General features: G+C 35.5%; 15 protein-coding genes and 4 pseudogenes. 11 read left to right on the top strand and 8 right to left on the bottom strand.

All coding sequences use genetic code 11. The features are described from left to right. Positions 1 to 67: 67 nt before the first annotated feature. Complete coding sequence (locus NBW36_RS00535) at positions 68 to 775, bottom strand: IS6 family transposase (protein ID WP_250239033.1); 708 nt, start codon at positions 773 to 775, stop codon at positions 68 to 70. 842 nt (positions 776 to 1,617) lie between these two features. Between NBW36_RS00535 and NBW36_RS00530 the strand changes: the two genes are divergently transcribed. From NBW36_RS00530 to NBW36_RS00515, 4 genes are all read left to right on the top strand, one after another. After that, positions 1,618 to 2,325, top strand: coding sequence for an IS6 family transposase (locus NBW36_RS00530; protein WP_250239031.1), 708 nt, complete (start codon positions 1,618 to 1,620; stop codon positions 2,323 to 2,325). 112 nt (positions 2,326 to 2,437) lie between these two features. Next, a complete protein-coding gene (locus tag NBW36_RS00525) occupies positions 2,438 to 7,039 on the top strand; it encodes a contractile injection system tape measure protein (RefSeq protein WP_250238395.1) in 4,602 nt (1,533 codons plus the stop codon). A 296-nt stretch (positions 7,040 to 7,335) separates the two neighbouring features. Beyond that, complete coding sequence (locus tag NBW36_RS00520; RefSeq protein WP_250239030.1) at positions 7,336 to 8,043, top strand: IS6 family transposase; 708 nt, start codon at positions 7,336 to 7,338, stop codon at positions 8,041 to 8,043. A 561-nt stretch (positions 8,044 to 8,604) separates the two neighbouring features. Continuing rightward, the gene (locus NBW36_RS00515; protein ID WP_250238392.1) at positions 8,605 to 9,132 is read left to right on the top strand and encodes a CvpA family protein; all 528 of its coding nucleotides are present in this window, start codon (positions 8,605 to 8,607) and stop codon (positions 9,130 to 9,132) included. Here the strand turns inward: NBW36_RS00515 and typA are convergent. The 5 genes and pseudogenes from typA to NBW36_RS00490 form a co-directional block, all read right to left on the bottom strand. Beyond that, complete coding sequence (typA, locus tag NBW36_RS00510; RefSeq protein ID WP_250238391.1) at positions 9,126 to 10,967, bottom strand: translational GTPase TypA; 1,842 nt, start codon at positions 10,965 to 10,967, stop codon at positions 9,126 to 9,128. The genes NBW36_RS00515 and typA overlap by 7 nt on opposite strands. Before the next feature lie 452 nt (positions 10,968 to 11,419). Beyond that, positions 11,420 to 12,127 carry a RadC family protein gene (gene radC / locus NBW36_RS00505; protein WP_250238390.1) on the bottom strand — a complete coding sequence of 236 codons (708 nt, stop codon included), beginning with the start codon at positions 12,125 to 12,127 and terminating at the stop codon, positions 11,420 to 11,422. A gap of 14 nt (positions 12,128 to 12,141) precedes the next feature. Next, positions 12,142 to 12,408 (bottom strand): 30S ribosomal protein S20, encoded by a 267-nt coding sequence (gene rpsT, locus NBW36_RS00500; protein WP_250238389.1) that lies wholly within the window; start codon positions 12,406 to 12,408, stop codon positions 12,142 to 12,144. Positions 12,409 to 12,490: 82 nt separating this feature from the next. Further along, the gene (locus NBW36_RS00495) at positions 12,491 to 13,711 is read right to left on the bottom strand and encodes a hypothetical protein (protein WP_250238388.1); all 1,221 of its coding nucleotides are present in this window, start codon (positions 13,709 to 13,711) and stop codon (positions 12,491 to 12,493) included. Positions 13,712 to 14,074: 363 nt separating this feature from the next. Next, positions 14,075 to 14,383, bottom strand: a pseudogene (locus NBW36_RS00490) (transposase); the annotation flags it as partial. 56 nt (positions 14,384 to 14,439) lie between these two features. On the opposite strand from NBW36_RS00490, the pseudogene NBW36_RS00485 reads away from it, so the two are divergent. Further along, a pseudogene (locus NBW36_RS00485) lies at positions 14,440 to 15,147 on the top strand (IS6 family transposase). Between the two features lie 166 nt (positions 15,148 to 15,313). Here NBW36_RS00485 and NBW36_RS00480 read toward each other — a convergent pair. After that, entirely contained in the window at positions 15,314 to 16,120 is an 807-nt protein-coding gene (locus NBW36_RS00480; protein ID WP_250238387.1) for a glycogen/starch synthase, read from the bottom strand. A gap of 293 nt (positions 16,121 to 16,413) precedes the next feature. Continuing rightward, positions 16,414 to 16,827: pseudogene (locus NBW36_RS00475) on the bottom strand (IS6 family transposase); the annotation flags it as partial. Positions 16,828 to 17,184: 357 nt separating this feature from the next. Here NBW36_RS00475 and NBW36_RS00470 point away from each other — a divergent pair. From NBW36_RS00470 to NBW36_RS00445, 6 genes and pseudogenes are all read left to right on the top strand, one after another. Continuing rightward, positions 17,185 to 17,277: pseudogene (locus tag NBW36_RS00470) on the top strand (IS982 family transposase); the annotation flags it as partial. A 555-nt stretch (positions 17,278 to 17,832) separates the two neighbouring features. Continuing rightward, a complete protein-coding gene (locus NBW36_RS00465) occupies positions 17,833 to 17,985 on the top strand; it encodes a hypothetical protein (protein WP_250238386.1) in 153 nt (50 codons plus the stop codon). Between the two features lie 154 nt (positions 17,986 to 18,139). Further along, positions 18,140 to 18,292, top strand: a complete 153-nt coding sequence (locus NBW36_RS00460; protein WP_250238384.1) for a hypothetical protein — start codon at positions 18,140 to 18,142, stop codon at positions 18,290 to 18,292. A gap of 121 nt (positions 18,293 to 18,413) precedes the next feature. Beyond that, positions 18,414 to 18,884: a transcription elongation factor GreA gene (gene greA / locus NBW36_RS00455; RefSeq protein ID WP_250238383.1), complete on the top strand. Its 471-nt coding sequence runs from the start codon at positions 18,414 to 18,416 to the stop codon at positions 18,882 to 18,884. Positions 18,885 to 18,973: 89 nt separating this feature from the next. Next, entirely contained in the window at positions 18,974 to 19,318 is a 345-nt protein-coding gene (locus tag NBW36_RS00450; RefSeq protein WP_250238382.1) for a 4Fe-4S binding protein, read from the top strand. Positions 19,319 to 19,354: 36 nt separating this feature from the next. Next, on the top strand, positions 19,355 to 19,660 hold the full coding sequence (locus NBW36_RS00445) for a DUF3276 family protein (RefSeq protein WP_250238381.1): 306 nt from the start codon (positions 19,355 to 19,357) through the stop codon (positions 19,658 to 19,660). The last annotated feature ends 77 nt before the right edge of the window (positions 19,661 to 19,737 follow it).

Here is a 19,737-nt window from a genome sequence, read left to right as displayed (position 1 = left end):
TCATTCGGTTCTGTCGCGTCTATAGTTTTCTTAGTATAGGTTTTTCGTTTAAGTCAAATTTTGGATATTATGCGGCCATTAAGATAGCAAAGTTCTCAAAAGTAGAAAGATGATTTTTAGCTCCTCTTACTTGTCCTTTTTGAATCATACGAATGTTTTCTATCCCTGAAATAGTAATGGAAGCAGAATAAAAATTCTTAAAACCCAGCATAGGTTTTATCCGTTTTTTGATAAACCTATGATCTTGTTCAACTCTATTATTCAAATATTTGTTTTGAAATATTTGAATGGTATGATCTTGATCAAGATCTGTATTGATCGCATCAAGGGCAGCTTTATTACTACCGCTTTTGTCAATTACTACTTTCTTAGGAATATTATTTTCTGTGATCGCCTTGCGAAAAAAAGAAAGCGTTGAAGACTTGTCTCTATGATCAGATAGAAAAAAGTCAACTGTATCACCATAACGATCTACTGCTCTATATAAATAGATCCACTTCCCGTTTAGTTTAACATAGGTTTCATCCATTCTCCAACTACTACCAATTGGTCGTTTTCTTTTTCTTACTGCTTTATCTATCAGAGGAACAAACTTAATAACCCATCTCTGTAGCGTAGAATGATCAACTCTTGCACCTCTCATACGCATCATCTCTTCCAAATCTCTATAGCTCAAGGAAAAACGACACTTCATGTATACAAATAATAGGATGACTTCTAATGAAGAACAATAACCTTTAAAATATGGTAATAACTCGGGAGAAATATTAAACATAATAACTACTTTTTTAAATACCGATACTAAAATAATCATTTTTTAGAATAAACGCGACAGAACCAGACCAATGGATGTAAATGCTTCTTAAGTTTACGATAAATCGGTTTTGCATACAAAACTGTAACTGAACATAGGTATACTACCACTGTAAAGAGACAGGTATAAGCTGTTTCTTTATATATCATCAACCAAATCTTATGGATAGGAAATATCCTGGTGAAAAATATTCCCATTATAAGATGATCCACAAGTGCAGAGATGTATAGACTGATACAGTTGCTTATCGTAAAACCGTACCGCGCCTTTAGCTTTAAAAACAGTTTGAAGCCAATGTATGAAGCAATCAATATGGCGCATAAAGAGGCTGGTATAAGCCCCCTAATAAGTTTACCGGCAATGTAATATTGCTTATTACATAATAAGGCAAGACTGGTGGATGTGCATAAAATTATACTTATAGTAGCCTTTTTGCTACCATGACACTTTGCTATACAATTTAAGATCAGCATTAAGAAAGTAAATATTAACGAGCAATAGACTAGTTTATTAGTAAAATTCATGCACAATGTAGAGGCAAACAATAAACCAAGTTTATAAAAATAGTTGTTTAAATTTTTATTCATGATATTACTTGCATTTAATTTAATATGTTGTGAACATACCATAGCACGTTTCAAATATACACATTTATTTTCTTTATAACCTCTATTCGAGATTGTAGATTTTATTTTTAAATAGAGCATACATGGTATAAAATGAATAAAGCAGGCCAACCGGTTCTGTCGCGTTTATTCTAAAAAATGATTATTTTAGTATCGGTATTTAAAAAAGTAGTTATTATGTTTAATATTTCTCCCGAGTTATTACCATATTTTAAAGGTTATTGTTCTTCATCAGAAGTCATCCTATTATTTGTATACATGAAGTGTCGTTTTTCCTTGAGCTATAGAGATTTGGAAGAGATGATGCGTGTGAGAGGTGCAAGAGTTGATCATTCTACGCTACAGAGATGGGTTATTAAGTTTGTTCCTCTGATAGATAAAGCAGTAAGAAAAAGAAAACGACCAATTGGTAGTAGTTGGAGAATGGATGAAACCTATGTTAAACTAAACGGGAAGTGGATCTATTTATATGGAGCAGTAGATCGTTATGGTGATACAGTTGACTTTTTTCTATCTGAGCATAGAGACAAGTCTTCAACGCTTTCTTTTTTTCGAAAGGCGATCACAGAAAATAATATTCCTAAGAAAGTAGTAATTGACAAAAGCGGTAGTAATAAAGCTGCCCTTGATGCGATCAATACAGATCTTGATCAAGATCATACCATTCAAATATTGCAAAACAAATATTTGAATAATAGAGTTGAACAAGATCATAGGTTTATCAAAAAACGGATAAAACCTATGCTGGGTTTTAAGAATTTTTATTCTGCTTCCATTACTATTTCAGGGATAGAAAACATTCGTATGATTCAAAAAGGACAAGTAAGAGGAGCTAAAAATCATCTTTCTACTTTTGAGAACTTTGCTATCTTAATGGCCGCATAATATCCAAAATTTGACTTAAACGAAAAACCTATACTAAGAAAACTATAGACGCGACAGAACCTCCCCCACATCAGGGTACTGGTGTGCGGGTTCTCACACAACTTAATCGGTTATGCCTATAACAAGCTGTCATGTTATTCTACGTAGTCGAATTGAAGTTACTATTGATCAGCATAGTCAAAATAGTATGCTCCAACATATCATTCATAAAATTATCCGGAAACGGATTATGCCTATTTTATCAAAACTCTTTGCTCAATATGTGCCGAACGATGTAGTCATCCATTTAGACAAGATTGCCATAGATGTAGGTAGCTTCAATCTATCCAGCCTTGACAAACAACTACCCTGTCAGGTGGAACAAATGTTAACGCTTAAGCTAAAAGAACAGATTGGAAAGGTAATTCATAATCCTACTTGGTATCAAGTCATTCCACTACCAGATGCAAAACGGCAAGCTATAGCACACTATCTATCAGAAGGTAATTTTGCTTGGTGGATGGTCGAACGTTGTGAAAAACAAATTGAAAAAATATATCTAGCGTTGCTCCGCCATACGCCTCTGCTTATAGAGCAACTTTGGTATAATCTGACCAAAAAAGAAAAAGCCGTTCAACGTTGCATTGCAATTTTTTCCCCGGCTACCTTGGAGCATACCCTTGCGTGTTTATTGAAGCAGCCTATAAAATATTTTAAGCCTATCTTAGCTGAAACAGGGTTATTGTTATATCAAGCGAAGATTTTACCCAACTTGTTGTATACACCGGGACAGCAGGTGCTTTCCATGACCCTATTAGGTATGATCAACCAACAAAGATCTAAAATAGACCGTATGGGTTTGTTGCGTATGCTCCTCCAACAAGTAGCCATACAAACCTCCACCAGCTACGAAAAAATTCTAGAAAAGTTACACACTTACTGTGCACAAAATGAGGAAAAATCCTCATACGACCCAACCATAAAAGCATTAGTCCTTCAGTTGCGTGACTTACTCATAACGCCACCAAAATTCTGGTATCAGGATATTAAAAATCAGGAAAAGGTATTAAAGGAATTGGACAAAATAGGCAATAACACAATGGCGTTCTATCAACTATCAGTAGCTATGAGTGGCATTAAGATAGCAATGGACAAAGCCGGTATAGGTCCTCTAGTAAAAAGTTGGCTTCAAGAAGAAAAAAATAGAGAAAAACTGGCTAAAAACTTACCTGATACCCTCTTTGTTGCATTTTTAGAATCTATAGATCCCTCTATTGTATCTATATTTTCTGATTTTATGCAGATCTCAACTGCTACTAATGCTGCCATCGCACTTGTTTGCGCGATTAAAGCCATTACTTTAGCCTATTGTGCCTTTGGATATGCTCAAACGCTCTATTTTGAAGAGATTCAATCGTTGTTTAGAAAATATATTGCCAATAGCCTTATCAACAAGCAACGACTTTCCGCCTTGCTTACTACTCAAACGTATAACCTAGCTATAAAAGCCATTATGGTTCCATTGGCATCCACAGCGATCCTTCCATCAGATGCTTTCAAAACAACCATCTACCAAGATGGACTACATCATCCACCTATCGTTAACCCACTCCAGCCTATTGTATGCTCATCTGATGCAACAGATAGAAAGGTGTCAATCCATCGGCCTATCATAGAACGTAGTCTTGCACAACACATGCCGATTGCAATGAAGTTTCTAGATAGACTAGAAACTGTGCTCATTGCATTGCTTCAGACTACTGAATGTCAGGTAAATATAGACTCGATAAAAAATATGTTGATTACAGCAGCGACTGTAGATCCACCGATTACGGAAAGACACTATATAGCACGTATTGTAGACTACCTTATGCCTTATACGCCATTTTCTTATGATATATTATGTGATCGGTTATTGGATAGGGCCACACAGGCAGGGTATCAACATCTAGCAGCGTGCTTTTCTAGTTTGGCATCATTTCAAAACGATGCAATAAATAAAGATAATCATTATATAGTAAAAGGCTACTCAGCGGCAGAACTACTTGACACATTGCAAACAAAGTATTACACAGCGCACTTGGATAGGGATCCTATTTCAGTCGAAGAAAACCCATTATCTGATGTAGTAGATTTCCTTGCTTATAATGAATTACCACCCAATCAGTTGGTGCCCGCCTATTTAATAGTCAAATGTTTGGGGCGTGCAACACCCCAACAAATACGGGATCAATTAGCGCCTTTATGCCGAGAGGCCGCTATCTTAAAAAAGTTAATGCAACATGCCACAGAGGTCACCTTATCTAAACTATTACAGGCCTTTATTCCATTTTCCAATCAGATGCTAGATGGGTTAGAAAGGGTGATCATACAATCAAAAATGCTCCAGAGTACCCAGCAGCAGACCAATATCCGTTTAATCAAAGAAATTTTTATTGCAGCAGCGATCACCCATACGCCACCCGAAAAACAATATATAGAGCGCATATTACTCCATCTTAGCGCACAAGCTTCATGTCGTCCAACAACCTTATGTAATCAGTTAATAGATGCGGCCAAACAGGCAACTGATTACTACCTAGTAGAGGCCTTTTCTATCCTCAAGGAAAAATTAGCGCCACTAAACCTAAATAAAATAGATGACGTGGATCTTATTTTTCTATCTACACACGAAAAATTGGACCAAGCCCTTTTGCCACTTTACTATAACAACCTACTGCCAGCTATTAAGCATAGGGTCCGACAGTCTGATGACCTATCACAATCAATGATTGACCAACTGGTTGCACAACACTTACCAACCATTGCCAAACCATTACAGGAAACCATTAGCATAGCGCTCTACAAGCAGATTACCGATGCCGTACGAAGCAAAAGAGAACGGGTTGCACAAGGATGGTACCTCTTTTTGCATACTGGTAAGCTGGAGAACTATGCAGATGGCACAGCCTTGTTGAATGATGTGATCACGCATCTTCCTACTTTTTCCTTAGCGCAACATAAAATACATGTGCGTCAACGGCTGATTGTACATTTTACCCATACGCAACTTATGCTATTGGTTCAAAGGCATAGTGAAATAGGCAAAACGTTAGCAGACTTTATAAAAGGGAGTTATCAATTATGGTGTACCACACAAGGTTCACTGGGCCAGCCCAATAGTACTAAAAATGTATTTTGGGATAGTGTATTGAAAACACTACCTCATACATCTATTTCTAAAGAGAATTGGCTTGCACAAATCACCACCGAATGGAGTAACGTTTTAGAAATCACCCCCACTACATTATTAGAAACTTTTCAACTCCTGGATACCGAGGGGATACCAGAAGAGTTAATCACTTCATTGAATAGATTACAAGAAAAATACCGACAAGAGATCCAACAACAAGCTATACAACGTGGCTACAAAGCACCTATTCTAACCAAGCTGTATCTACTGCTTAATGGTACCCTATCTCTTTGTGTCCAGCAGTACCATCTATCGATGCCTACATTAGGCAATGCATTGGTTCAGTTTATGGCGGACCAACCATCTACATTAGCAAATTTTTTAGAAGCGCAGGACAATCATCAATTAGTAGCCAGACGTATGGTGCACTACTTTAGCCAAGAAGTTACTACAAAGATTATAGCCTCTTTGGCAAAGGACAACGCTCGATTTGTAACGCATTACCTGGATCTGTTAAGCAATCCACTGCAACACGAAACTGTACCACTCTATCACCCATCAACCTGGAATAGGGCATTATACATTTCCATTATATATTATTTGATTACAAAAAAGCCATTTGAAGCAACGGAGTTTGTACACAGCACAGTATTGACCACTTGTTATCCCAAAGAAGCGATTTACAAAATCATTACTTCAATTGTGGCTACAAAAGCCATTAATCAAGAAGAAGATAAGATTATAACCTTGCTTAAGCCCCTTATAAAGCACATCAACCCACCTACCATGAGTCAGCCAGCTTTGGCCAATCATTCATTAGAAACGGTATCGGTAACCAAGCAAAAAGAACCATCCCCAAAAGTTAGTCTACCAGAAGAAGAGGTCCGGGTCTATACTAAAAATACTGGATTGGTCTTTCTATGGCCTTTCTTATACGATTTTTTTAAAGTGCACAACCTTATGGTTGGTAACCAATTTTTCTGTGACCAAGCAGCCCATAATGCGGTTTATCTCTTACAATACTTAGTTACTGGCCAGCTAAAGAGTCCAGAATGGCAGCTTACTCTTCCCAAGCTACTTTGTGGATTATCCTATGATGAAGTATTGTTACCCTATAGACCTATAAATGAAGGTTGCGATGCATATCGTCAAGAAGCAATGAAAGAAATGATAGCTGAGCCAGAACAACCGTCTCAACAGGCATCTACAGAAAAAATAGAAGAAAGTGGATCTATATCCAATAGTGCAATGGAAGTTATAGCTGTCAACAGCCAACTACTGATTAAAAAAGTAATAAAGCGCTGGAAAAGTTTAACAAAGCTTAAAGCAATGGCTTCATATCAAGGTTGTACTACGCAAGATATATTAAAAAGTTATTTCTTGAACAGACTAGGTATTTTAACTAGACAGAAAGCTAATGATGCTACCGAAAGCAAATTTTGGCATCTAACGATTATGCACCAGGAACACGATACAGGTGATTTAGTGCCTCCTTGGTCTATAACCAGCATTAAATTACCTTGGATGCAAGAAGCAATTATTTTATTTTGGATGCCTGCGTAGTATCATAATCCATGTAGTAATCCTATATAAAGAGGCCGTTTCAATAGAGTTTTAAGCTTTGGTATAAAAAGTGACTTTTAGTGTTATAAAATGGTTAAATTATGTTACTTCTTTAATCGTTTATACTTAAGATTTTTAATAGTATTGTTATGGTAATCAAAACAAATAATCAATTAAGTTTTGCAGATATTTCAGCCAGTCGACCTAAGGGCTCTGTCCAATTAAGTGTGTAGGTTCTGTCGCGTTTATTCTAAAAAATGATTATTTTAGTATCGGTATTTAAAAAAGTAGTTATTATGTTTAATATTTCTCCCGAGTTATTACCATATTTTAAAGGTTATTGTTCTTCATCAGAAGTCATCCTGTTATTTGTATACATGAAGTGTCGTTTTTCCTTGAGCTATAGAGATTTGGAAGAGATGATGCGTATGAGAGGCGCAAGAGTTGATCATTCTACGCTACAGAGATGGGTTATTAAGTTTGTTCCTCTGATAGATAAAGCAGTAAGAAAAAGAAAACGACCAGTTGGTAGTAGTTGGAGAATGGATGAAACCTATGTTAAACTAAACGGGAAGTGGATCTATTTATATAGAGCAGTAGATCGTTATGGTGATACAGTTGACTTTTTTCTATCTGAGCATAGAGACAAGTCTTCAACGCTTTCTTTTTTTCGAAAGGCGATCACAGAAAATAATATTCCTAAGAAAGTAGTAATTGACAAAAGCGGTAGTAATAAAGCTGCCCTTGATGCGATCAATACAGATCTTGATCAAGATCATACCATTCAAATATTGCAAAACAAATATTTGAATAATAGAGTTGAACAAGATCATAGGTTTATCAAAAAACGGATAAAACCTATGCTGGGTTTTAAGAATTTTTATTCTGCTTCCATTACTATTTCAGGGATAGAAAACATTCGTATGATTCAAAAAGGACAAGTAAGAGGAGCTAAAAATCATCTTTCTACTTTTGAGAACTTTGCTATCTTAATGGCCGCATAATATCCAAAATTTGACTTAAACGAAAAACCTATACTAAGAAAACTATAGACGCGACAGAACCAAAAATCAAGCCCCTTGTAAAAAGTTGCTGAAAGCCCCCCATACAGCTGGAAAAACAGAAGCCACCCTGTGCCCTCCATTAAACTGTTTTTCTGATCAGCTGCAATGGGGGGCTTTCAGCAACTTTTTACAAGGGGCGGTTTTTCTGTTTTTTCATAACATTGCCACAAGACTGAACGGTACATTCAGATTGCTAGTTTGTTAAAGGTAAACATTTAATTAGATACCATTTTTAAAATTGATTTTAATAACGTGAGTTCGGGATTTATTTGACTGATTTACAACAATTTAATATCAATTATTTAGTTAATATTTGCACCTATTTAACAAATTTTTATATCTAATTTTATAAATATAATATATATAATAAACTGATTACCAGAATTATTTGTTATTCAACTACCTATTTAACCGTCTAATAAAACAAATTTTATAAATTTTCATTGATATTGATTATCAAATGAAAAAATAATCTAATCCCGAACTCACGTTAATAAAACTATGATGAATGGTTTTGATATTTTACTCGTTATACCACTTATTTGGGGGCTTTATAATGGGCTTAAGAAAGGGTTTATTGTAGAACTGATTTCTTCTTCACTATTGGTATTGGGTTGCATAAAAGGTGTAACCTTATTTTATATATTTCTGCCCTGCATTCTAGAACGCAAATTACCTGCTTTAGCTACTTTTCTACCTATTTGTTTAGCCATTCTCATGCTTTTCATAGGCGGGCTGGTGATTTACTTGTTAACGAAATTGATTAAAGAAATTTTAGTGATTGGCTTTCTAGGTATATTTGATAACCTATTAGGGGGGGTATTGGGATTATGTAAAGTGGCATTTTTTATCAGTTTATTGATTTATTTTTTAGGTTGCGCAGGACTTACCTCCAGCAGGTATACAGATCATAGTCTCCTATTCCCACTATTAGAACCTATTGTTCCAAAAATCTTACAATCTTTCACATCTATACATCATATTTATCCATTCAAACCATGGTGTCAGCTTAAAACAGCGTGTCACTGATCGGCTGGTGGTGGGGATGAATGATGCGATTTAGCAGCTCTTTTGCGCTCATTAGGATCTAATATCGCTTTTCGCAAACGAATCGATTTTGGTGTCACTTCTACACGTTCATCATCCTTTATATAGGTAATGGCCTCTTCTAGTGTCATTACCACAGGTGGGCTTAATCGAATGGATTCGTCTGAGCTAGATGCGCGCATATTTGTAAGCTGTTTCCCTTTTAATAGGTTCACTTCTAGGTCATTATCCCTGTTGTGTTCCCCTACAATCATCCCACCATATACCTTCTCACCTGCACCGATAAACATTTTACCCCGATCAGCTAAATTAAAAAGTGCATATGCGACGGCGTTGCCCATACCCATAGAAATAAGTACCCCATTGCGTCGTCCAACAATCGTTCCACGGTAGGTACCATACCTATGAAAAGTCCTATTCATAATACCAGTACCCCTCGTTTCAGTAAGAAAGGTGCCATAATAACCAATTAAACCGCGTGATGGACCAATAAAAATAATACGTGTTTTGCCCCCCCCCATTGGACGCAGGTCCCTCATTTCTGCTTTTCGAAAACTCATAGATTCGATGACAGATCCTGAAAATGCATCATCCAATTCTATTTGAATCTCCTCTAGTGGCTCTAGTTTTTCACCATTAGGCCCTAGTTTAATTAATACACGTGGTCTGCTAATGGAAAGTTCAAACCCCTCCCTTCTCATCGTTTCTATTAAAACACCTAATTGTAATTCACCACGTCCAGCTACTTCAAAAGCATCCTTATTGGGACTTTCGGTTACTTGAATAGATACATTTGATTCCAGTTCACGCATTAGCCTATCACGTATCGCATTACAAGTAACCTTGCTCCCTTCTGTTCCAGCTAGTGGCGAATCATTCACTGAAAAGTTAATAGCCAACGTAGGTGGGTCTATAGGAATGGCAGGTAGGGCTTTTATCACCGTAGGTGCACAAATAGTATCGGCTACATTGGCGCGTTGCATCCCTGCAATAGCAACAATATCACCAGCATGTGCTGTTTCAATGGGTACTTGTTCCATACCACGGAAAGCCATAATCTTTGTAACCTTACCATTTTCTATTACTACATTGTCTTTATTGAGCGCTTTGATGGCTTGTTGAACTTTTAAGCTGCCTGTGAAAATACGTCCTGTTAGCATACGCCCTAGATAAGGGTCGTATTCCCTTGCCGTTATAAGCATGGAAAAGTCACTATTTAAATCGACTGTTGGAGCAGGTACATAGTCTAGAATGAGATCAAATAAGGGAGATAGGTCTTTTCGCTCCCCATCTAATGTTCTACTTGCCCAACCTGATCTTCCAGAAGCATAGACAACAGGAAAGTTAAATTGCGCTTCTGTAGCTTCAAGGGCCATAAAAAGTTCTAAGATTTCATCTTCCACTTCTCCTACACGCGCATCTGAACGGTCAATTTTATTGACTACTACAATAGGACGTAATCCTAGCTTTAACGCTTTACTTAACACGAACTTAGTTTGGGGCATAGTCCCCTCTGCTGCATCCACCAATAAGACCACACCATCTACCATACTTAAGATGCGTTCTACTTCTCCACCAAAGTCAGCGTGACCAGGTGTATCTACAACATTGATACGGGTATCTTTCCAAACTAAAGAGGTACATTTAGCCAGAATCGTAATGCCACGCTCTCGCTCTAAATCATTGGAATCCATGACCCGTTCCGCTACTTCTTGATGGGCTCTAAATGTTCCACTTTGTTTTAATAAGTTGTCTAATAAGGTTGTTTTCCCGTGGTCTACGTGTGCTATAATGGCAATATTGCGTAATGGCTGCATGAAATCTTTTAATTTAATGGGTTTTTAGGCTACTGGTATTTTAAATAATGCTAATCTAAAAAAGAGAAGTTGATGTATTAACGTGAGTTCGGGATTAGATTATTTTTTCATTTGATAATCAATATTAATAAAAATTTATAAAATTTGTCTTATAGACAGTTAAATAGGTAGTTGAATAACAAATAATTCTGATAATCAGTTTATTATATATATTATATTTATAAAATTAGATATAAAAACTTGTTAAATAGGTGCAAATATTAACTAAATAATTGATATTAAATTGTTGTAAATCAGTCAAATAAATCCCAAACTCACGTTATTATGTTGCTTTCTATGTTTAGAAAGGAAAGGGATAGACGCAAACATATAGACCAACTTCCTACAAGGATAACGAACAGATGACCACTTATCTATAGAGAAAGATGGTTGTTTGCATGTTATATATGGGGTCAAAGCATCCCTCCATCAGAAAAACTGAAGTATTTTCTATCTGTAAATATAATATGATCTAGAACCGTTACGTCAAGTAATTCCCCAGCCTTTGTAAGAGACTTGGTTAATTCAATATCAGTAGTGATTGGCGTAGTATTTCCAGAAGGATGGTTGTGTGCTAATACAATGGAAACCGTCTGATGATCTAGCACTAATCTAAATAGAAATTTAGAATCTACAATGGTTCTACTTGTACCTCCACTACTGATTTTTATTTTCTTGATTAGATAATTTGCCCTGTTGAGCAACAAGACCCAAAACTCTTCTACAGATTTATCGGTTAGATCTGGCTGTAGCAGCTTATAAGCTTTAAAAGAGCTGTTTACCAGTTCTCTTTTATGGGCAGGCTCATAAGGCCGCCTACGGGTAAGTTCCATGGCACAGACAATAGCAATCGATTTTACCTCCCCTATACCCCTAAACCGCCGTAATTCCTGCACAGAACGCTTGGCCAGTTCTTGAAGACTATTGCCATTCGTTTTTAAGACATGTTGAGCCAATACTACAACACTTGTGTTGCGCGTACCAGAGCCTATAAGCACAGCTAAAAGCTCTGCATCGGTTAAGCTAGAGGCCCCTTGTCGTAGTAATTTTTCTCTTGGCCGGTCTTCCGGTGCCCAGTCTTGGATTTTGAGTGGAGCAGTTACATATATCTCCCGTGCCATATCACTTAAATCATTTAGACTACAGCTACAGTGAGCCTATTTACATGTTTAGCAAGCTTAGCTTTACTATTGGCACTTTTGTTTTTGTGCATTATGTTTTTTGCTGCAAGCTTATCTAACATAGAAAAAACCTTAGGCAATAACTGCTCTGCAGCGGCTTTATCCGTACATTTACTAACCTTTTTCATAAAAGTTCTACATGTTTTTAGCTGATAACGATTGCGAAGATACTTGGTACGGTTCGATCTTATTCGTTTTTCAGCTGATTGATGATTGGCCATGTAAATATAATTGAATTAAATATTAAATATAATCTTATTGCATGCAAGATACTACTTTTTTATATATCATTCAATCATTTAATTACCATGATACGCCCAATCGAAACGCTGGTATTTCCTGATGACGAGCGCTGATGCCCACAAAGAAACGTTCTGTAAGCATATATTGCACATTTATAGAAAAATGATACTTCCTGTTCAATATACTTAATAACCTATCCTCGTTAGCAGTTTGTGTGGTAGGTTTTTTTAAATCGGTCATTTCATATCCTAGTTGTAGTTGCAACAAATAATGTCCGTAGCGTATTTCATAGCCCAATAATGCGGTAACCTCTATACCGCCTGCTGGCAGCATATTGTTTAACAAAGCTTTTTTATACCGGTTGTATCCTAACTCCATGGCGCATAATAAGGCATTATGGCTATTAATAGTAAAACTGAATAATGAAGATCCCCTAAAAATCAAATAGTATGCTTTGGTTGCTGCTAGCCTCCTACTGCTACCAGCTATACTACAGTCTACTCTACTGCTTTTTCGTTTTCTATAATGGATCGGGTGGTTACCCCGTCTTAAAAAAGGTTCTGTATGGGTTATATATCGTATCCCTATCGTGGCTATAGGAGCCAATTTTAATCTTATAGCATCATTTTCATTGTCTGCATTATGCAATGGCTGTGTGCGGGAATGAAGAGGATCAGTTGTGTTTGCTTGATTTATATTTAACCCTATGCCAAAGTTAAGTTGCCAAGATGGTGCCCATAACCAGTGATAGATAATTTCTTTTATGCCTATAAAACTATAGTGGGGTTGATCCTTTGTACCATCTTTGATTGCACCAATACTTATTCTATTCCCCCATGTAGACAGGGTAGGATGGGATTGATATAGTTCTATATAAGCCGAGATACCCCATATGTTCGGGAATCTAAGTGGCTGCTCTTTTTGAAGCGCATAGGGCATCAAAAAGGATAGTCCAACTCTTGGATAGGACTGGAATTGACTAGCAAAAAAGGAATGTATATATAAAATATCTAAATCAATGGTAGTTGGGATGACTATGATTGACTTTTCATTATAGTTGTGTACCATTAACCCAGACCGTAATTGTATAGAGCGCGGATAGGGATGGCAAGTCGTATTGATTGTAGTTGGAAATGTCGCTAACTTAACATTAGATTGCGCAGCAGCCTTTGTTACACAAGGAAGCAACCAGGTAATAAACAAAACAAAACGTAGTATATAATGATATAAGTTGGTTGGGTTCAAAGTATATACAATTAAAAATGAATAGGGCAATTGCATTATAAAATATGCTCCTGTCATCAGAGCAATGTATTAAGATTTTTTTGGTATCTGTTCAACTTTAAAACAGAGGAGTTAAAATTTTTAGAATATGTGTCATTTATCCCCTGCTAATATAATTATGCTAGAACAAGGGTTACAAATGTACAACTTAGACTAGATAAAAATTATAGTGCAGTAATAGCCATATTATTTAATGCTATGAAACATGAGCTCCTAAAATTAAGAAATAGTTCGGATGCAGATATAAAACAGAAAGGTATATTGTGGTGCATAACAGAGAAAAAAAAGTAATGATGGTGTACATTCTTACCGGGTTCTGTCGTTTCGGAAGTGTTCTATAAACTGTGTCACATCTCCTGTTCATCTCAACGTCTCTTTTAATCTACCGGAAAAAAAGATGTCTATCTGAGATATGGTCAACGCCCAGTTTCGCAGCGGCATAGTCCATTTATCCTCGATCTTCTTTATGGCACAATATACTAATTTATACAAAGCATTTATACTGGTAAACGCTCCTTTTGTCTTGGTAAACTTCCTAATCTGCCTATGCAAGCTTTCTATAGGATTGGTGGTATAAATTAGCCTTCTGACAGGATCTGAATACTTAAAATAACCAGACAAATGTTCCCAATTATTTTGCCGAGATTTGGTAACCATTGGAGGTTCTGTCGCGTTTATTCTAAAAAATGATTATTTTAGTATCGGTATTTAAAAAAGTAGTTATTATGTTTAATATTTCTCCCGAGTTATTACCATATTTTAAAGGTTATTGTTCTTCATCAGAAGTCATCCTGTTATTTGTATACATGAAGTGTCGTTTTTCCTTGAGCTATAGAGATTTGGAAGAGATGATGCGTATGAGAGGCGCAAGAGTTGATCATTTTACGCTACAGAGATGGGTTATTAAGTTTGTTCCTCTGATAGATAAAGCAGTAAGAAAAAGAAAACGACCAGTTGGTAGTAGTTGGAGAATGGATGAAACCTATGTTAAACTAAACGGGAAGTAGATCTATTTATATAGAGCAATAGATCGTTATGGTGATACAGTTGACTTTTTTCTATCTGATCATAGAGACAAGTCTTCAACGCTTTCTTTTTTTCGAAAGGCGATCACAGAAAATAATATTCCTAAGAAAGTAGTAATTGACAAAAGCGGTAGTAATAAAGCTGCCCTTGATGCGATCAATACAGATCTTGATCAAGATCATACCATTCAAATATTGCAAAACAAATATTTGAATAATAGAGTTGAACAAGATCATAGGTTTATCAAAAAACGGATAAAACCTATGCTGGGTTTTAAGAATTTTTATTCTGCTTCCATTACTATTTCAGGGATAGAAAACATTCGTATGATTCAAAAAGGACAAGTAAGAGGAGCTAAAAATCATCTTTCTACTTTTGAGAACTTTGCTATCTTAATGGCCGCATAATATCCAAAATTTGACTTAAACGAAAAACCTATACTAAGAAAACTATAGACGCGACAGAACCGAATGACTTCTGCTGAAGAACAATAGCCTTTAAAATAAGGTAATAATTTGGGCGAAATATTAAACATAATAACTACTTTTTTAAATACAGAAGAACGGAAATGCCTTATGTAGAGGAGAGTAGTCGGTTATAGACTGCCCAGTAACCCTCGTGATATTGGTCATCGTTTTCAACCCAAGGCAGCTCGTTTTCCTTAAATAAATCTTCGAATTCAATTGCATCCAGTGGTTCGCCACGCAATACTAGATCAGAATAGTCCATAGCAAGCTGAATGATGTTGCGAAAACCACCAGGGGTTAACCATACTACATCTTCCTGGGCAATACCTGCCTTTGCTATTTTTTCTGCCAAGCAGGGAAAATGGTACGAAAAAGTATTGTTATAGATGGTAAAAACCAGTTTGGCTTTTCTAAAAAGCAGATGGTCTTGGTAAAGTTTCTTCCAAAAAATAGGTATAAGACCCGTTATCCAATCATGACAATGTACAATGTCTGCCTCCCATTCTAATTTTTTGAGCGTTTCCATTACACCTGTGCAGAAAAAAATCATACGCAAGTCATTGTCCTCAAAAAAATTATTGTTCTGGTCCTCAAAAACCGATCTTCTACGCCCAAATAGATCATCGTTATCTACAAAATACACTTGTAACCGTGTACTAGGTATAGTACCTACCTTTACAGACATGTAATGATCTGTATCATTTATTGAAATAATAGAGCCTGACAAACGTAACACTTCATGTAGCCTATTCATACGGTCATTAATCGTACCAAACTTAGGTACTACAATCCGTACGTCAATCTGTTTGCTTTGCATGGCTTCGGGTAGCTTACGTACACAATTTGATACAAGGGAAGTCTCCAAAAAAGGAGCTATCTCACTTGCAACATATAGTATCCTTTGTAGAGGCATCATGGAAGATACTTTTGAATGATGGTATTAAAACAGGCGTCTTAGCAAACAGACCCTAAATTTAATCATTTTTTTGATTTTTAACAGAACTCATGTTCAATATTTTTTGTTTTAATTTTTTTGTAGATGTAGATTAAGTTGGTGTAAAATGTGTAAGAATTGTATAAAAACTGATTAAAAAATACACGTAAATGTACAAAGTAAAGCAAATAGGTGTGCAGAGAGTTGGCATGGTTCTGTCGCGTCTATATTTTCGTTAGTATAGGTTTTTCGTTTAAGTCAAATTTTGGATATTATGCGGCCATTAAGATAGCAAAGTTCTCAAAAGTAGAAAGATGATTTTTAGCTCCTCTTACTTGTCCTTTTTGAATCATACGAATGTTTTCTATCCCTGAAATAGTAATGGAAGCAGAATAAAAATTCTTAAAACCCAGCATAGGTTTTATCCGTTTTTTGATAAACCTATGATCTTGTTCAACTCTATTATTCAAATATTTGTTTTGAAATATTTGAATGGTATGATCTTGATCAAGATCTGTATTGATCGCATCAAGGGCAGCTTTATTACTACCGCTTTTGTCAATTACTACTTTCTTAGGAATATTATTTTCTGTGATCGCCTTGCGAAAAAAAGAAAGCGTTGAAGACTTATCTCTATGATCAGATAGAAAAAAGTCAACTGTATCACCATAACGATCTACGGTTCTGTCGCGTCTATATTTTCGGTTTCTGTCGCGTTTATTCTAAAAAATCATTATTTCAGTATCTGTAGTTAAAAAAGTAGTTATTATGTTTAATATTTCGCCCAAATTATTACCTTATTTACGTGAGTTGGGGATTATATTATTTTTTCATTTGATAATCAATATTAATAAAAATTAATAAAATTTGTTTTATAGACAGTTAAATAGGTAGTTGAATAACAAATAATTCTGATAATCAGTTTATTATATATGTTATATTTATAAAATTAGATATAAAAACTTGTTAAATAGGTGCAAATATTAACTAAATAATTGATATTAAATTGTTGTAAATCAGTCAAATAAATCCCGAACTCACGTGAAACTATTATAGATCAACTTAAAAATATTAGCCAGATAGAACATTCCAGATACAGAAGTATACCTAATTTTCTAGTCAATCTAATAACGTGAGTTCGGGATTTATTTGACTGATTTACAACAATTTAATATCAATTATTTAGTTAATATTTGCACCTATTTAACAAGTTTTTATATCTAATTTTATAAATATAACATATATAATAAACTGATTATCAGAATTATTTGTTATTCAACTACCTATTTAACTGTCTATAAAACAAATTTTATTAATTTTTATTAATATTGATTATCAAATGAAAAAATAATATAATCCCCAACTCACGTAAATAGCTGGAATTACAGCTTATGGACTAAAAGAGAAAAAACCTTCTATAACTAATATACATATGGCTGGGTTACAACAAGTTTAATCCAGAATTGACGTTATCTAGATCTAACTGTAGGTTATGCATTATTTTAGTCTTTTATTTTTTATATTAGCTTTTTGGCCACGCCAACACAGATAACTTTGTTTTGGTCTAAAACCAAGCCAACTTTATAGTACCACTAATAGCAAACAACCAAGAATATCCTTATTTTTTGAGTTGGGTTTGCATGCAACAAAATGGTTAGGTAAAGCCTGAAAGCATCATTTTTGTAAGAAGTATGAAAGCCATTGCAAGATTTTCAGCAGTGCTTATTGCCCTGCTCTCTATAGGCATCCATGGGGCCATTGTAGCAATACTCATGCTTACCGGGTATAAGCTTACCATGCTATTTATTGCCTTCTTACTTCCGTTTGTATCCATATTTCTTTAATAACCAAGCAAGTCTAGCATTTGTTTAATTAAATAGGTAGCAATAGCAAGAAAAAATTTTGAAAAAATGGAACCATTAGCATTGTAAAAAACAATTACAACCATAAAACATAGAATGTCAATTTTGTAAAAAAATCATTAATATGAAAGGTAATATGAAAAATATTGCAAGATTTTCAGCAGTGCTTATTGCCCTGCTCTCTATAGGCATGCATGCGGGCATTGTAGCAATACCCCTACTTGCTGGGTATAAGTTTATCATGCTATTTATTGCTTTCTTACTGCTATTTGCATCCATGCTTCTTTAAATAACCAAGAAAGTCTAGCATTCATTTAATAAATAGCTAACAATAGCAAGAAAAAATTTTGAAAAAATGGAACCATTAGCATTGTAAAAAACAATTACAACCATAAAAACATAGAATGTCAATGACCTATTATACAGAAGAAGGGCTAGAGCGCATAAAGAAAGAACTCAGTTGTTTAAAAAGCGAAGGTCGCATTCGAGTAGCCAATGATCTGGCAGAAGCGCATAAAAAGGGGGATTTAAGTGAAAATGCGGAATATGATGCGGCTAGGGATACGCAAGGCTTATTAGAAGCAAAGATTGCTGCCTTAGAAAGTTTAGTGGCTAATGCTAGAGTATTAAAAGAAAGTGAAATTGACGTATCCCGCGTTTCTATTCTCTCTAAAACACGCGTTAGGAATAAAAAAACAGGCAAAGAATCTGTTTTTATGCTTGTCTCGCAAGGCGAGGCTGACCTAAAGCAGGGTAAGATATCCGTTGAATCCCCTATGGGCAAAGGACTATTAGGTAAAAAGGTATCAGAGGTTGCTCAAGTTCATACCCCCTCTGGTATCATTGAACTGGAAATTTTAAAAATCGGTTTAGATCTTTGAAAGTTGTCAACCCAAACCTTACAAAAGGATTTGCTGTAATCTTTTATTTCTATTAATTTAGCCGGTAGATACAAACAACTTTAGAAGTTATGGCCTTACGGATAACAGAAGCATGTATCAATTGCGGTGCATGTGCAGTTGAATGCCCTAATACTGCAATATATGAGGGCGGAACAGATTGGCAATGGGCTGAAGGTACGCAATTGAAAACAGTCGAGGTAAAAGGAACAGCATTGGATGCAACCCTACCACAAGCACCCTATTCGGATGATACCTTTTATATTGTTACAGATAAATGTACTGAGTGTGTAGGCTTTTATGAAGAACCACAATGTGCAGCAGTTTGCCCGGTAGATTGTTGTGTATTGGACCTAGATCACCCAGAAACGAAAGAAGCATTGCTGGGAAAAAAGCAATTTTTACATGGGTGTTAAAGGCGTTAGCAGAATATATATAAAACTAATTATACAGTGGAATCACATAGAGGATTAGATGAAGTTTATTCGAAAAGAGTAAATGCAGGAAAAAGAGTTTATTTCTTTGATATAAAGTCAACCAGAGGTAAAGACTATTATCTGACCATCACAGAAAGTAAGAAAAGAACAGAAATGGATGGAATGGCTTACGAAAAACATAAAATCTTCCTATATAAAGAAGATGTGAATAAATTCATTCGTGCGCTTAATGAAGTGGTTGATCACCTTAAAACGACACTAATGGCTGATTATGCATTTGATCAATTTGATCGTAATGCAGAGCGAAATTCAAGCAAATAAAGGACCCAGATCTAGCCCGAGTATATTTAGATACTTGTAAGCACTCCATTCAGGTTTTTCATTCTATACATTTGATT

It is taken from the genome of Cardinium endosymbiont of Oedothorax gibbosus (assembly GCF_936981045.1).
Classification (GTDB): domain Bacteria; phylum Bacteroidota; class Bacteroidia; order Cytophagales; family Amoebophilaceae; genus Cardinium.
This window is presented reverse-complemented; position numbering and strand designations above follow the sequence as displayed.